Genomic DNA, 15,184 nt, shown 5'->3' with positions numbered 1-15,184 from the left:
GCTAACGCTACGTGCACATTGATTTCAACGGAGTTCGCATTGCCTTCCCGCTTTGGTCTTTCGGTTGCCCTAACCACACCCTTCGACCCGTCGGGGCAGATAGCGCTCGCGCCGATGATCGCGCATGCCCGAGCCTGCCTCGGCGCCGGCTGCAGCAGTGTGACGCTGTTCGGTACCACCGGCGAAGGAGCCTCGGTCGGCACCGACGAGCGGCGGATCGTCACCGAAGCCATGCTGGCGGCCGGTATTCCGGCACATCAGCTCGTTGCCGGAGTGCTGGTCGATGCCGCTGAAGATGCCGCCGATCAGGCCCGGCACGCTTTGCAGCGCGGCGTTCGCAACATTCTGCTCGCCCCGCCGAGCTACTTCAAGAATGTCGGCGAGGACGGGCTATTCGGATGGTTTTCCGCCGTCTTCGCCGCACTCGGTCCGCTGGCGCGCGACGTGCTCCTCTATAACATCCCCTCAGTCACCATGGTGCCGCTCCCGCTTGGGCTGATCGGCCGGCTGCGCACCGCTTTTCCCGCTGTGGTGGCCGGGGTGAAGGATTCCGGCGGGGACTGGAGCTACAGTGAGGCGCTGCTTGAAGCGCACGGCGATCTGGTGATCCTCATCGGCGACGAACGGCATCTGGCGAGAAGCGTGCGCCGCGGCGGACAGGGTGCGATTTCCGGCATGGCTAATTTTGTTACCGGCGAAATCCGCGCAATGGTCGAAGAGGGCCGCGACGACTCACGCGTCGAGGACTTCGTGCTCGAATTGCTCAAATACCCGGTCACGCCGGCGGTGAAGGTCATGGTCGCGCGCAAGACCGGCGACGAGCGCTGGCTGGCGGTCCGCCCGCCCCTGGAGGCGATCGGCCCGCAAGGACAACGGCAGCTTGCTGCTGCCTACGACGGGCTGTTTGCGACAGAGGCGGCCTGACCGACAAGGGCGGGCTGACCGACAAGGAAGCGAGCTGAAGTGGAAGACGGCAGCGAACCGATCACTCTCCGGGAGAAAGCCTATGCCAGCTTCACGCGGCATTTGCTGGCCCGTGATCTGCGGCCGGGGCAGTTCGTGTCACAGCGCGAACTGGTCGCTTTCACTGGGCTGCCGCTGGGTGCCATTCGCGAGATCGTCCCGCGTCTCGAGGCCGAGGGACTGCTGACCACCATCCCGCAGCGCGGCATGCAGATCGCGCATATCGATATCAATCTGATCCGCGAGGCGTTTCAGTTTCGGTTGTTCATGGAACGCGAGGCAGTGGCGCTATTCACGACCAGCGCTTCTGACGCCGAACTTGCCCGCATGCGGCGCGAACATGAGGAGATGCTGGCTCAAGCTCTGGGACAGGCGCCGACGCCTGAAATGGAAGCCAAGGCCCAGAACATCGACTGGGCCATGCACGACACCTTCATCAATGCGCTCGGCAACGAGATTATCGCCAAGGCCTACCTGGTCAACTCGGTGAAAATCCGGCTGATCCACCAGGAGCGTTTCCGCATCGACGGACGTGTGGTGCCGGTGATGCGCGAACATTTGGCTGTCATCGAAGCTATGGAGAGCCGCAATCCGCAAAAGGCGGTTGAAGCGATCAGTCTGCATATCGACAATGCGCGCCGGCTGGCGCTCCAGATCTGAGGAAATATAGCCGCGCCGCGGTTCGCGGCGCATCCACAACGACAGCAACCGGGAGGAAGAAATGTCGTCCAATCTGTTCAACCCAACCAGGAGGCAACTCCTTGCCGGAACCGCAGCGCTAACCGCTGCCGGCCTTGTGGGGCTTCGCCCCGGCTTTGCCGCAGGCGTCGACTGGAAACGCTTTGCCGGGACGACGCTTGACGTCAATCTGGTGAAAAGCCCGCGCAGCGACACCATCCTGAAATATCTTGCCGAGTTCGAGGAACTGACCGGCATCAAGGTCAATGCCGAGGCAACGCCCGAGCAGCAGCAGCGCCAGAAGACGGTGATCGAGTTGAGCTCGGGCAAGCCGAGCTTCGATGTCGTGCATCTGAGCTACCACGTGCAGAAGCGCCAGTTCGAGAAGGGCGGCTGGCTGGCCGACATCGCCGGCTATCTCGCCGACCCGTCGCTCACCGATCCGGCGCTGGTCGAAAGCGACTTCGCCGAAGCCGGCATGCTGTTTGCCAAGGACGGCCAGGGCGTGCTGCGCTCGCTACCCTTCTCGGTGGACTACTGGATCCTCTACTGGAACAAGGAGCTGTTCGAGGCCAAGGGCCTCAAATACCCCGAGACCTTCGAGCAACTGGTGGCCGCCGCCGAAGCGCTGACCGACCCCTCGACCAATACATACGGCTTCGTCGCCCGCGGGCTCAAGAACGCAAACACGCCGGTGTGGACGTCGCTGATGCTCGGCTACGACATGACACCGCTCGATGACAAGGGCAAGCTGCGCACCGAGGCTCCCGAGGCGGTCGAGGCTGCCGCGCTCTATCAAAGATTGATGACCAAGTCCGCCCCTCCGGGCGTCACGGGGTTCAATTGGGCCGAAGCACAGTCTGCCTTCCTGCAGGGAAAGATCGGCATGTGGTTCGACGGTGTGGGTTTTGCCCCGCCGATGGAAAACCCGGAAAAGTCGAGGGTAGTCGGTAAGGTCGGTTATGGCGTCATGCCCAAGGGTCCCAAGGCGCATGCCTCGGGCACCTTCGGCGACGGGATTGGCGTTACCGCCGCCAGCGAGAAGAAGGAAGCTGCCTATCTGTTCTGCCAGTGGGCGGTATCGCCAGCCATGGGCGCGCGGCTGTTGCAGGCCGGCGCTGGCGTTCCGTTCCGCAAATCCGTGCTGGAGGATCCCAAGGTGCGCGAAGGCGTCACCATGCCGGCAAGCTGGCTCGATGCCGTGGTCGGCTCGGGCAATATCAGCCGGCTGGCGCTGCCGGTCATCATCCCCGTCACCGAATTCCGCGATATCTATGGCGTGGCGCTGACCAACATGATTGCCGGCGCCGATCCCGCCGCGGAGCTGAAGAAGGCCACCGAGCAGTTCCAGCCGGTTCTCGACAGGAGCGAGCAGGGCTGATGTCGGCCACCACCCCAGAACAGACCGGGGTGACGATGCCGGTTATCGACGGGAGCCAGACCATCCGGCTGGCTCCCAACTACTGGCCTTTCGTTGTCCCCGCACTCGTCGTCGTCGGCGCCGTCATCGTCTTCCCCTGGGCTTTCACCCTGTGGATGAGCGTTAACCGCTGGACGCTCGGCCAATCGCGGAGCTTTGCCGGGATGGAAAACTATCTCCGCCTGGCAAGCGACCCACGTTTCTGGGAATCCCTTGTTCATACGTTGACCTACACCTTCCTCTCGGTTGCAGCGCCGATGCTGCTGGGCACTCTGGCCGCCCTGATTTTCGACGCCAGGTTTCCGCTGCGCGGCTTGCTGCGCGGCGTCTTCGTCATGCCGATGATGGCAACACCCGTTGCCGTGGCACTGGTTTGGACAATGATGTTCCATCCTCAGCTTGGCGTGCTCAACTACCTGCTGTCGCTGGTCGGCATCCCGGCTCAGGAATGGATATTCAACGCCAACACGGTCATCCCGTCGCTGGTTGCGGTCGAGACCTGGCAGTGGACGCCGCTGGTCATGCTGATCGTGCTTGGCGGGCTGGCCTCGGTGCCGCGCGAGCCCTTCGAAAGCGCCGAGATCGACGGCGCGAATGCCTGGCAGCAATTCCGCTATCTCACTCTGCCGATGATCGCGCCGTTCCTGATGATCGCGGTCATCATCCGCACCATCGATGCGTTGAAGAGCTTCGATATCATCTACGCGATGACTCAGGGCGGGCCGGGCACGGCGTCGGAGACCATCAACCTCTATCTCTACAACACCGCCTTCTCCTACTACGATATCGGCTACGGCTCGGCCATGGCCGTGGTGTTCTTCGTTGTCATCGTGGCCCTGTCTTTTGTCCTGCTGATGCTGCGCCAACGCTCGCAGTGGATCGATACGGAGGGCAAATAGATGAGTTCACGGCTGCTCAACCAGATCGGTCTGTTTTTCGCTGCCCTGGTTTTCGTCTCGCCGGCGATCCTGTTCTTCCTCTGGATGATCTCGTTGTCGCTGAAATTCGAAATCGATAACGGTGCCTATCCGCCGATCCTGATCCCCGAACGTTTCGCCTGGTCGAACTATGTGAAAGTGTTCGAGGAGAACAATTTCCTGCTGTATCTCTGGAATTCGGTTCTGGTCACCGGCACGGCGACCTTGCTGGCGCTGTTGATCGGCGTACCGGCCGGCTATGGCATCGCACGGCTCAAGGCTGAACGATCGGCGGTCGTCATCATGATAGCCCGCATGACGCCCGGACTATCCTATCTCATCCCGCTGTTTCTGCTGTTTCAATGGATCGGGATCCTCGGCACGCTCTGGCCGCAGATCATCATCCATCTGGTGGTGACGGTGCCGATCGTGGTCTGGGTGATGATCGGCTATTTCGAGACCACGCCGATGGAACTGGAGGAGGCGGCCAACATCGACGGCGCCAGCTCGTGGCAGGTTTTCCGGCTGGTTGCCCTGCCCATCGCCAAGCCGGGCATCGTCGTCGCCTTCATCCTGTCCGTGATCTTCTCGTGGAACAATTTCGTTTTCGGCGTGGTGCTCGCCAGCCGTGAGACGCGCACACTCCCGGTCGCCGTCTACAACATGCTGTCCTACGAGCAGGTCAGCTGGGGGCCGCTCGCCGCGGCGGCGCTGGTGGTGACGCTGCCGGTGCTGATCCTGACTATGTTCGCGCAAAGGCAGATCGTCGCGGGGCTGACCGCCGGCGCCGTCAAGGGCGGTTGAGGACGCGGCCTGACATCACCGTTTTCCAGGAAAGATCCAATGGCATCGGTAACAATCAACAACGTGCAGAAGGCCTTCGGGGCCACCAAGATCATTCACGACGTCAGCGTCGACATCGCCGACGGCGAATTCGTCATCCTGGTCGGTCCGTCGGGATGCGGAAAATCGACGCTGCTGCGCATGATCGCAGGCCTTGAAACGATCTCCGGCGGAAAGATCGCCATCGGCGAACGTATGGTCAACAATCTGCGCGCGCGGGACCGGAACATCGCCATGGTGTTCCAGAATTATGCGCTCTATCCGCATATGACTGTGGCCGACAATATGGGCTTTGCCCTCAAGATCAAGAGAGCCGATCCGGCCGACACCGCTGGCCGGGTCCGGAAGGCAGCCGGCATTCTTGGCCTGGAAAAGTTGCTTGACCGCTATCCGCGCCAGCTTTCTGGCGGCCAGCGCCAGCGCGTTGCCATGGGTCGCGCGATCGTACGCGACCCACAGGTCTTCCTGTTCGACGAGCCGCTCTCCAACCTCGATGCCAAATTGCGCGTCCAGATGCGCGGCGAGATCAAGGCCCTGCACCAGCGGCTGGGTACTACGACGATCTATGTCACGCACGACCAGATCGAGGCCATGACCATGGCCGACAAGATCGTCGTGCTACATGACGGCCTGGTCGAGCAGATCGGCGCGCCGCTGGACCTCTACGACCATCCGGCCAACCTCTTCGTTGCCGGTTTCATAGGCTCGCCCGCCATGAACTTCATTGCCGGCCGCATCGAGGAGGGCGTGTTCCGCAGCGCCGGCGGGTTGATCCTGCCGTTGCCGGAAGGCGCCCAGCCGGCGGATGCCGCAGGACGCGAACTCGTCTACGGCATTCGACCGGAACATATCCGGGCGACCGGGCAGGGCGTGCCGGGCACGATCACGCTTCTCGAGGCGACCGGCTCGGAAATCTTCGCCAGGGTCGACTGCTCCGGTGAAGAAATCTCCTGCCTCTTCCGAGAAAGGCTTGCGCTCAAGCAAGGCGAAGGGGTGCGGATCGAAATCGACCGTGCATGTGCGCATCTGTTCGACGCAGCAACCGGTCGGCGCATCTGACTCGGTGGTCCGGTGAATGCGTGGTTAGCCTTAGGTCGGCAATGCGAATTCACCGGCGAGTTCGATGGCGCGGCCTTCGCGGGCCGATCTCTCGGCGGCAAGACCCATGACGACGGCCCACCAGCCGTCTTGCAAGGTCACTTCCACTTTGCCTTGTCCGCGCACCGCAGCGGTGAAGCGGGCGTGCTCGAAATAGGTCGAACCGTTATGGTCGCCTGCCTCGAGCAGCCGGGGGTCAACGGGAATCTCCAGCAGTCGCGGTCCAGGCGGATTGCGCGGACTGACGATCAACTGGGGCACTGGCGCAGGGCCAAGGTGGGTCGGCCAGAACCGGCCTGGTCCGGGCACCAGACATTCGATCTTTCCGTCGCCACCGACAGCGCAGAGTTCCTCCTGGTAGCGGCTGCCCTCGGCAAACATGCACAGTTCCAGCATGGCGCGCGCGCCGCTCGCGAAATCAACCAGCACATAGCCATGGTCAAGGATATCCGGCCTCTCACCGCCATAGCGTTCGTCGAGGTGGTTTACGGCCTGTCCAGCGCTCGCCATCACGCGGACGGGGTCCGATCCGAGGATCAGCCGCATCAGGTCGAAGAAGTGGCAGCACTTCTCGACGAACGTGCCGCCGGTGTTGCGGTTGAAGCGGTTCCAGTCGCCGACTTTGGCCAGAAACGGGAAGCGGTGCTCGCGGACCGTCAGCATGCGGATGCCGCCGGTGGCGTGGCGCGCCTGCTCGACGAAGGCGGCGACGGGCGGCATATAGCGGTATTCCATGGCCACCCAGACGAGCGGAAGCCGAGCTTTCAGCGCCGCGATCCGCTCCTCGTCGGCGGCGTCGGTGAAGAGCGGCTTTTCCACCAGTACCGGCAGTGGTCGAAGTGCGGCGATCTGCTCCATCTGACTGAGGTGCTGGTGATTGGGGCTGGCAATCAAGACGCTGTCCACCTCGTCCATCGCCAGCAGTTCGGCGATCGATGCCGCCGATCGCGCGCCCGACGCCGTCGCCAGCGACGCCGCCAACATGCCGGGGTCCGGCTCGACGATCGCGGCCACGTGCGCGTCGGGCAACAGAGCGATATTGCGGATATGCTCGCGGCCCATCATGCCGCAGCCGATGATGCCGTAGCCGATCGATGATCTGGTCACGCTGCGTCTTCCTCCGGCCTATCTGAAACGCGTGACGTACCGCGCCGCGCCCGGATCGAACCAGCTGCTGGAATATTCCGCGCTGGCGCCGTCGCCAGCCCAGGCGATACGTTCTATGAACCCCACGACCGTCCCCGGCGGTGGCCTGAATTCGAGCGGGGCCCAGTCCGGCGCGGGTGCGACGGCAACATGGTCTTCGGCGCGAACGATCGAAAAGCCGAGAGCGAGCCGGTAGTGGAGATAGAGGGATTCCGACAAATCCTCGCGCTTGAGCCGCTCGGCGCGGCTGACGTCCAGCCAGATCTCCTCGACCGCGGCCGGCTCGCCGTCGAGCCGCCGCAGCCGGCGTATACGGTGGGCTTCGCCGGCGCTGCCGAATTGCGGCAGGTCGGCTGGCTTGGGCAGTCGCTCGACGGATAGCACGTCGGCGCTCGGCAGGCCGCCGCCACCGATACGCTCCAGGCGAAAGAAAGCATAGATCCCGAGCAAGTCGCCGCGCGCCCGCACATAGTTACCCGAGCCCTGGATGCGGTCGAGAAGGCCCTTTTCGGTCAAATCTGCCAGCGCCCGCCTGAGCGTGCCGACGGCAATCCCGAGGCTCGCGGCCATCGCGCGCTCGGGCGGCAGCCGCGCCCCGTCGGCCAGCCGTCCGGCCGCGATTTCGCGGATCAGCATTTCGCTGGTCTGCAAGTGCACAGGCAGGGGGCCGCGCATCTGGCTGGATCGGTGGCCGGGGTCCGCCCTTGTCAAATGCATCCGGTGTTCCAATCGCATCCCGGTTTCGGGTTTGGCTCCAAAATTGATACAGTATTGATCTACACTAAAACGAATGCTACGCAAGCCCCATTCGCAGCTCCTGAGGTCATTGAAGAGTGGCCCGGACGTCTTTTCTGAAGAGTGGCAATGAGCATCGTCCCAATCACTTCGCCGGATCTCGAAGCTGCCGAAGTCTCGTGGTTCGCCGCACTCTGCTCGGACGACTATCAATATCTCGGCGTTCCGGACGGCGCGCTGCGCTCGAGCTGGGCGCATTGCTCCGAGATCGTGAAGACGTCCGAGGAACTCGGTTTCCGCAACATCTTGTGTCCGTCGTCCTATCAGGTCGGCCAGGACACGTTGAGCTTCGTAGCCGGCTGTGCGCCGATCACGTCGAAGATCAATCTGCTCGCCGCTGTGCGCTGCGGCGAGATGCAGCCAATTATGCTGGCGCGCACGATTGCGACGCTGGACCACATGCTGGAAGGCCGGCTGACGGTAAACGTCATTTCGTCGGACTTTCCGGGCGAGACAGCCGACAGCGCCTACCGTTATCAGCGTTCGCGCGAGGTGGTGCAGATACTGCGCCAGGCCTGGACCAGGGACAGCATCGATTTCGAGGGCGAGGTCTATCGTTTCAAGGGGCTCTCGACGGCGCCGGCGAAGCCCTATCAGCAAAATGGCGGTCCGCTGCTCTATTTCGGCGGTTATTCGCCCGACGCGCTCGAGCTTTGCGCCGAACAGTGTGACGTCTACCTGATGTGGCCTGAAACCAGGGTGGAACTTGCCGGCCGCATGAAAGCCGTCCACGAACGCGCCGAGCGCAATGGGCGGACGCTCGACTACGGCCTGCGCGTCCACATGATCGTGCGCGACACCGAGGCCGAGGCAAAGGAATATGCCCGGGAGCTGGTTTCGAAGCTGGACGACGAGCAGGGCAGGGCGATCCGCGAGCGTGCGCTCGACGCCCGATCGCTCGGCGTATCGCACCAGGCCAGGAACCGCCAGATCGCCGATGCCGAAGGCTATGTCGAGCCGCATCTGTGGACGGGCGTCGGGCGAGCGCGCTCCGGCTGCGGCGCGGCGTTGGTGGGCTCGACCGATCAGGTTCTGTCGGAAATCGAGGCGTATATGAAGATGGGGATCCGCGCCTTCATCTTTTCCGGCTACCCGCATCTCGACGAGGCGCGCCATTTCGGCACCAAGGTGCTGCCCCAGCTCAAGACATGCTCGCTCCCGCACGCCTATGGCCGGGTGCCGGAACGGATCCCGGCGACACCACTGGGAACGGGGGAGCGCCGCTGATGGAGCATGTTGTGTGCGATCCACGCCTTTTGCGCAATGCCTTCGGGCGCTTCGCCACCGGCGTAACGGTCGTCACCACTGGCACGGCCGACGGCCCGGTAGCAATCACTGCCAACAGCTTCTCATCCGTGTCGCTCGATCCGCCGCTGGTGCTCTGGTCTATCGGCCGCCACTCGCGCCGGTTCGAAGCCTTCGCTAATTCCGCGCACTACGCCATTCACGTGCTGGCGGAAGATCAGATCGATCTGTGCTGGCGTTTTTCGAAGTCGGGGACGGACTTTGCCGATCTTGACCTGTCGTGGAGCGAGCACGGCGTGCCATTGCTGCCGCGCGCACTGGCGCGGTTCGAATGCAGCGTCGCCGACCGTTTCCCGGCTGGCGACCATATGATCCTGCTTGGACGTGTCCTTGAACTGGAGACGCAAGAGGGTTTGCCGCTGCTCTTTGCTGGCGGCAAGTCGCGCGCTCAAGAGGCCAGTTGATGACCGCCCGCGCCGCTCCGGGCTGGTGCCGTCGACTGGCGCACCACGAGATTGCAGGCAAGTTCGACGCGGCGCGGCGGCGACCCCGAATGGGCCATGTCGTCGAGCAGCAGGCTAAGTGCTGCCGATCCGATCTCGCGCATGGGAATGTGCATCGCCGTCAGCGGCGGGTTGCAGAAGGCAGCGAGCGGCAAGTCGTCCATACCGACCACGGACACATCGCCAGGCACCGAATATCCGGCCTCCTGGACGCCGGCGATCGCACCAAAGGCCAGGCTGTCGCCGGCCGTCAGCACGGCGGTGAAATCGAGGCCGCGGGCCGCGATGCGCTCGGTCACGGCTCTGCTCGCAAGTTCCGGCAGCCAGTCCCGCACCTCGACCACGAAGTCGTCGAAGCCGGCAATGCCGGCCGTGATCAGCGCGTCGCGCCAACCTTCATAGCGCCGCTCGATTGTGCGCCGGCCACGCCGCATCAGGAACAGGATGCGGCGGTGGCCGAGGCCGAGCAGATGTTGCGCGGCAAGCATGGCGGCAGAGCGATTGCAGGGCGTCACGCTCGAATGGCGCATCGAGGGATCGTCGCCGTTGACGAGCACGATCGGCTTAGCGAAGCCGGCTGTCAGCGTCAGCACATCGTCATCGTCCAGCGTCAGAAACAGGCAACCGGCGACGCTGTCGTCGCGCTCGGATTCACGCAGCAGCGCGATTTCGTCCTCGGGCGCCGAAACCGGCCGGGTCACCAGTTCGACGCCCAGCAACCGGGCACGCTCGTTCAGTCCATCAAGGACATGGTAGGTGAACTGATTGCGGGCACTGTCCACCATTGCCACGCTGCTTGCGGCCAGGATGACCTTGCGCCCGGCAACCGAGGCGGGAATGGCGTAGTTCATCGACTTCGCTATTTCGATGATCCTGGTGCGAATCTCATCCCTCACGCCGCCGACACCGCTCAGCGCACGGGAGGCGGTGCTGACCGACACGCCGCAACGCGCCGCGATCTCCTCAAGTCGAATGCGGCGGCTGGGGCGGCCACGCTTGCCCTGGATATTCATCCGCTCCGTCATCTCCAGCAAAGTTATCCGATTAATGCAAAAAATTTTCAGATTGCGCAAGAAAAATGACTGTGAAACAGTTCTGATGAAGCGGGAGAAACGGGAGGAGTGATGCCGCTATCGGCCGAACGCCTGAATTCCGCGCTTGCCAGCCTCGTGGCCGGCATGACCGGCTTGCGTCATGACGGGCGGTTCCATGAGCCGAATCTCGACGGCACGCCGGGCGACTATGTCAGCTTCGACAGCTGGGAATGGCCGCAAGGCGTCGGGCTCTACGGGCTGGTTCGGCTGTGGGCGCAGACCGGCGACGATCGGCTGCTGCAGACGATCGAGGCGTGGTACGATCGACGCATCGCTGCCGGTCTCCCGGCGATGAACGTCAACACCACCGCGCCTCTGCTGGCGCTAAGCGAATTATGGCGACGGCGGCGCCAGCCGCGCTTCGAGCCGGTGCTGCGCGAATGGGCCGAGCAGGTAGTCATCGCCTTGCCACGGACGCCCGAAGGCGGTTTCCAGCATGATGTTTCGGACCGGGTCAACGACGACGAATTGTGGGACGACACGCTGTTCATGGTGGCGCTGTTCCTCGCATCCTACGGCCAGGCTGCCGGCCAGCGCCGCTTCGTCGAGGAAGCGGAACGGCAATTCCTGGTTCACGCCCGTTATCTTGCCGATCCGGCATCAGGGCTGTGGTTCCACGGCTGGACGTTCGCGGGCCGGCACAATTTCGCCCGCGCGCTTTGGGCGAGAGGCAATGCCTGGATTACCGTCGGTATCCTGGAACTGGTGGAGTTCGCCGAAGTTGCGCCTTCGGTTCGGGCCTATCTGCTCGGCGTGCTGGAGACGCAGATCAACGCCCTGCTCGAGGTGCAGGCGAGTTCGGGCGCCTGGCACACTCTGCTCGACGACCCGACGTCTTACGAGGAGATTTCCGCCACCGCCGGCTTCGGCTACGGCTTAATGAAAGCCGCGCGGCTCGGAATCGGCTCGACAGAGTGCCGTGCCGCCGGCCTCCGCGCCTTGGAAGCCGTGGTGGCCAACATCGATGACAAAGGTGTGGTTGCGAACGTGTCCTATGGCACACGCATGGGCGCCGACCTGCAATTCTATCGCGATATCCCCATCCATCCGACGGGCTACGGGCAGGCGCTGGCCATTCTGTGCCTGACCGAAGGCGCGCGGCATCTGCAGTCGAAGGTGGAGGCGGCGTGATGCGGACGCTCTATGGCGCGTCGCCGGCCGATATTGCCGGCATGGACACGGACCGGCTGAGGGCCGAGTTCCTCGTCGACGGCTTGTTCCGGCCTGGCGCGATCGAATTCGTCTACACCCATGTCGACCGCATGATCGTCGGTGGCGCGGTGCCGCTGGCCAACCCGCTGGCATTCGGCAACGGGGCCGAAGTCGGCACCCCGCTCTTCTTTGACGCCCGCGAGATGGGCATCGCCAATCTCGGCGGCAATGGCGCGGTCGCGGTGGACGGCCGGCGCTTTCACGTGGCTAACCGCGACATCGTCTATGTCGGACGCGGAGCGCGTGAGGTGACGCTGGAGAGCGACGATCCGGAGAGGCCGGCACGCTTCTACATGAACTCGGTGCCAGCCGGCGCCGATATTGCGCATCGGCTTATCGTCAGCAGCGAAGCCAAGCCGCTTGTGCTCGGCGATGAGGCCCGTGCGAACAGGCGTACGCTGCGTATGTACATCCATCCCGAAGTGGCCCCGTCCTGCCTCTTGCTGATGGGGATCACCGACCTCGCGCCGGGCAGTGTGTGGAACACCATGCCGCCGCATCTGCATGAGCGGCGCATGGAAGCTTATTGCTACTTCGACCTCGCCGAGACCGACCGTGTGGTCCATCTGATGGGCCGGCCTGACGAGACGCGCCACCTGATGGTCGCTGAGGGCGACGTCGTCCTGTCGCCCGCCTGGTCTATCCATATGGGTGCCGGCACCGGCCCCTATGCTTTCGTCTGGGGCATGACCGGCGAGAACCAGGCCTATACCGATGTCGATCCAGTTGCCGTGAAGGATTTGCGATGAGCGAGGCCGTGCAAGGCGTTCGGACGGACTTTACGCTGCGCCGGCCGCTCACGGCGGGGCAGCCTATCGTCTATTGGCGGCTCGGGTCCATCGCCGAGCAGCGCTACGACGTGGCCGACCAGCCCATGCAAGGCGAGATGGATCCCTTCTTCTTTCTGACCAAGCACAAGAATTTCATTCCGCATGAATATCCGTGCCGCACGCAGTTCGCAGCGGAACGACGCGGCCAGCGACCACAGGTCAGCGCCGAATTCGGCGCCGAGCGCACCTGGCTGCCCTTCGCCTCACCGCGCATCGACCTGTCGGGCTTCTGGTTTCGGCCGACGGTGCTTGGAACCTGGGCCGAGACCACCATCGAGGCGGCCTCGACTGGCGAGGCGCTGGTGCGGCTGCGCACATGCGGCGGCGCCATACTCTTTGCCAACGGTGGGGAAGCCGGCTGGATGGCGCCCTACGGCCGCAATCTGGAAAGTGCCGAGCATTTCAAGATCGCGCTGAAGGCCGGCCGTAACGACATTCGCGTGTGGTTCGACGATCTCGCCGAGCGCGACGCCCGCTACTATTTCCAGCTCGACTATCTATCCGGTCCCGCTGCTTCGGTGGCACTGCCGATCGAAGTCGAGAGCGGCGTTGCCGATGCGATGGAAGCAGCCCTCGACGACATGCATTTCGAGCGTCCCGCCTATGACGGCGGCGAGGTGGCGCTCGTCACCGGCGTGGCCCTGCCGCGCGACGCGCAAGTCGAGGTCGAGATCGAAGGCGATTTCATGTCGATCGAGGCGCCGGTGCGCTTCGCCTTCGATCTGCCGGCGGGCCAGGCGCGGCTGCCGATCGCCGATACCGAGCAGCTGCCGGCCGACTTTCGCCATTTCAAGGTGACACTGAAGGTCGCCGACCATGCCGTATCGCGTGTCTTCGGCGTCGAGATATGCCACGCGCGCCGTCAGGGCGATGCGCCGGAAACGCTTACCGCGCGTATAGATGAAGCCCTGCGCGAGGTCGCCGGTCACGCCGAGGCCGACACCGTGCGCGCGCTGGCGCGCCTGGCGATCGGACAGCAGGGCGCCGAGACCGACGCCATGATCGCCGGCACGCTGCCGGCGATCGAGGATTGTCACGATTGCGCCGACTTCATCCTGGTGCCGCTGCTGTGGTGTCGCACGGCCTATGGCGATCGGCTGGAAGCGAGCCTGCGTGCGCGCGTCGACAACGCCATCCTCGGCTATCGCTACTGGATGGACGAGCCCGGCAATGATGTACAGTGGTACTTCTCCGAGAACCACGCGCTGCTCTTCCACACCGCCGCCTATATTGCTGGGGGCGTGTTGCCTGATGTGCGGTTCGTGCGGTCGGACCGCCTTGGCCGCGAACAGTCCGCGGTTGGAGCCGCGCGTGTGCGCGCCTGGCTCGACCATTTCGAGGCATGGGAGATGGCCGAGTTCAACTCGGCGCCCTATTTCCCGATCGACCTCAAGGGCCTGTGCGCGCTCTACGCGCTGGCCCCGGACAAGGACATCGCCGAACGTGCCGGCAAGGCAATCATACGCCTGCTTGAAGTCGTCGCGCGCTCGGCGCATCGCGGCATCCTCACCGGGGCGCAGGGCCGCTCCTATGAGCACACGCTGCGCGCCGCGCGTTCCCTGGAATTATCCGGCATCTGCCGCATGCTTTGGGGCAAGGGCAATTACGGCATGCGCTTTCACGCGCTGCCGCAGCTGGCACTCTGTCTGCGGGATCACGATTTGAGCGTTCCCGACGGGTTGGCTGCAATTGCTTCCCTCACCGACGATACGGCGTGGGAATGGACTTTCGCGCAGGGACAAGACCGCTTCGCGCGGCTCTACCACTATAAGACGCGCAACCATGCGATGGGCAGCGCCGCTGGCTACCGCTGGAACCAATGGGGCTATCAGGAAACCGTCATTCACGCCCGGCTGGGCAAGAATCCGGATGCGCAGATCTGGATCAACCACCCCGGCGAAGTGCTGCAGTCGGGATATGGCAGACCATCATATTGGGGCGGCTCAGGCACTTTGCCCCGGCTTCACCAATACCGCGACCTCGCCATAGTCAGCTTCTCCTGCTCGGATGAACAGCCCGACTTTACACACGCCTGGTTCCCCGCAAGTGCCTTCGATGCCGTGCAAGTGGGTGGCGATTGGGCGTTCGCGCAATCTGGCGACGCCTTCGTTATGCTGAAGACGGATGTTCCGCTCACGCAGGTCGTGGCCGGCCCGACCGCCGGCAACGAGTTGCGGGCGGCGGGACGCAGGACGACATGGATCGTCCGCCTCAGTGATCGGAATGCCAATCTGCCGGCGCTCGACGCCTGGGCGGGCGCCTTTGCCGGCCTGTCTGTGCGGTCGGGTCCAGACGGCGAGTTGACCGTCGAGGATCCGGAGTACGGCACGGTGCATTTCCTGGCCGACGCAAGGATTGTGGCTGAGGGACGTACACTCGATCCGGCCAATTGGACCGTGCGCGGCGAGGCGATGCGCATGAAGCAAAGAGAGTAGGGAGG

Annotated in this window: 14 protein-coding genes; 11 read left to right on the top strand and 3 right to left on the bottom strand. The window is 63.8% G+C overall.

Annotated elements, in window-relative coordinates; all coding sequences use genetic code 11:
* Positions 1–39 precede the first annotated feature (39 nt).
* From NKJ17_RS13930 to NKJ17_RS13905, 6 genes are all read left to right on the top strand, one after another.
* Positions 40–924: a dihydrodipicolinate synthase family protein gene (locus tag NKJ17_RS13930; RefSeq protein WP_352688919.1), complete on the top strand. Its 885-nt coding sequence runs from the start codon at positions 40–42 to the stop codon at positions 922–924.
* 39 nt (positions 925–963) lie between these two features.
* The gene (locus tag NKJ17_RS13925; RefSeq protein ID WP_023674176.1) at positions 964–1,623 is read left to right on the top strand and encodes a GntR family transcriptional regulator; all 660 of its coding nucleotides are present in this window, start codon (positions 964–966) and stop codon (positions 1,621–1,623) included.
* A gap of 61 nt (positions 1,624–1,684) precedes the next feature.
* Positions 1,685–3,022 (top strand): extracellular solute-binding protein, encoded by a 1,338-nt coding sequence (locus tag NKJ17_RS13920; protein ID WP_352688916.1) that lies wholly within the window; start codon positions 1,685–1,687, stop codon positions 3,020–3,022.
* Between the two features lie 35 nt (positions 3,023–3,057).
* Entirely contained in the window at positions 3,058–3,960 is a 903-nt protein-coding gene (locus NKJ17_RS13915; protein ID WP_352689020.1) for a carbohydrate ABC transporter permease, read from the top strand.
* The gene (locus NKJ17_RS13910) at positions 3,961–4,782 is read left to right on the top strand and encodes a carbohydrate ABC transporter permease (protein ID WP_023674179.1); all 822 of its coding nucleotides are present in this window, start codon (positions 3,961–3,963) and stop codon (positions 4,780–4,782) included.
* A 39-nt stretch (positions 4,783–4,821) separates the two neighbouring features.
* On the top strand, positions 4,822–5,880 hold the full coding sequence (locus NKJ17_RS13905) for an ABC transporter ATP-binding protein (RefSeq protein WP_352571378.1): 1,059 nt from the start codon (positions 4,822–4,824) through the stop codon (positions 5,878–5,880).
* A gap of 30 nt (positions 5,881–5,910) precedes the next feature.
* On the opposite strand, the gene NKJ17_RS13900 is transcribed toward NKJ17_RS13905, so the two are convergent.
* Both NKJ17_RS13900 and NKJ17_RS13895 read right to left on the bottom strand, forming a co-directional pair.
* The gene (locus tag NKJ17_RS13900; protein WP_502906549.1) at positions 5,911–6,984 is read right to left on the bottom strand and encodes a Gfo/Idh/MocA family protein; all 1,074 of its coding nucleotides are present in this window, start codon (positions 6,982–6,984) and stop codon (positions 5,911–5,913) included.
* A gap of 60 nt (positions 6,985–7,044) precedes the next feature.
* Positions 7,045–7,701 (bottom strand): GntR family transcriptional regulator, encoded by a 657-nt coding sequence (locus tag NKJ17_RS13895; protein WP_352688910.1) that lies wholly within the window; start codon positions 7,699–7,701, stop codon positions 7,045–7,047.
* Positions 7,702–7,929: 228 nt separating this feature from the next.
* Here NKJ17_RS13895 and NKJ17_RS13890 point away from each other — a divergent pair, with 228 nt between their 5' ends.
* Positions 7,930–9,087: an LLM class flavin-dependent oxidoreductase gene (locus tag NKJ17_RS13890; protein ID WP_352688908.1), complete on the top strand. Its 1,158-nt coding sequence runs from the start codon at positions 7,930–7,932 to the stop codon at positions 9,085–9,087.
* On the top strand, positions 9,087–9,569 hold the full coding sequence (locus NKJ17_RS13885) for a flavin reductase family protein (RefSeq protein ID WP_352645985.1): 483 nt from the start codon (positions 9,087–9,089) through the stop codon (positions 9,567–9,569). Before NKJ17_RS13890 ends, NKJ17_RS13885 begins: the two co-directional genes overlap by 1 nt.
* On the opposite strand, the gene NKJ17_RS13880 is transcribed toward NKJ17_RS13885, so the two are convergent.
* Positions 9,554–10,633, bottom strand: a complete 1,080-nt coding sequence (locus tag NKJ17_RS13880) for a LacI family DNA-binding transcriptional regulator (protein ID WP_502906547.1) — start codon at positions 10,631–10,633, stop codon at positions 9,554–9,556. The two genes, NKJ17_RS13885 and NKJ17_RS13880, sit on opposite strands and share 16 nt — an antisense overlap.
* Before the next feature lie 99 nt (positions 10,634–10,732).
* Here NKJ17_RS13880 and bglB point away from each other — a divergent pair, with 99 nt between their 5' ends.
* The 3 genes from bglB to NKJ17_RS13865 are packed head-to-tail and all read left to right on the top strand — an operon-like array spanning position 10,733 to position 15,179.
* Positions 10,733–11,833 carry a beta-galactosidase BglB gene (gene bglB, locus NKJ17_RS13875; RefSeq protein WP_352688905.1) on the top strand — a complete coding sequence of 367 codons (1,101 nt, stop codon included), beginning with the start codon at positions 10,733–10,735 and terminating at the stop codon, positions 11,831–11,833.
* On the top strand, positions 11,833–12,663 hold the full coding sequence (gene kduI / locus NKJ17_RS13870) for a 5-dehydro-4-deoxy-D-glucuronate isomerase (RefSeq protein ID WP_352645989.1): 831 nt from the start codon (positions 11,833–11,835) through the stop codon (positions 12,661–12,663). Before bglB ends, kduI begins: the two co-directional genes overlap by 1 nt.
* The gene (locus NKJ17_RS13865; protein WP_352688902.1) at positions 12,660–15,179 is read left to right on the top strand and encodes a hypothetical protein; all 2,520 of its coding nucleotides are present in this window, start codon (positions 12,660–12,662) and stop codon (positions 15,177–15,179) included. The genes kduI and NKJ17_RS13865 overlap by 4 nt, the downstream gene beginning before the upstream one ends.
* Positions 15,180–15,184 lie beyond the last annotated feature (5 nt).

This window comes from Mesorhizobium sp. M0208, assembly GCF_040322015.1.
Classification (GTDB): domain Bacteria; phylum Pseudomonadota; class Alphaproteobacteria; order Rhizobiales; family Rhizobiaceae; genus Mesorhizobium.
This window is presented reverse-complemented; position numbering and strand designations above follow the sequence as displayed.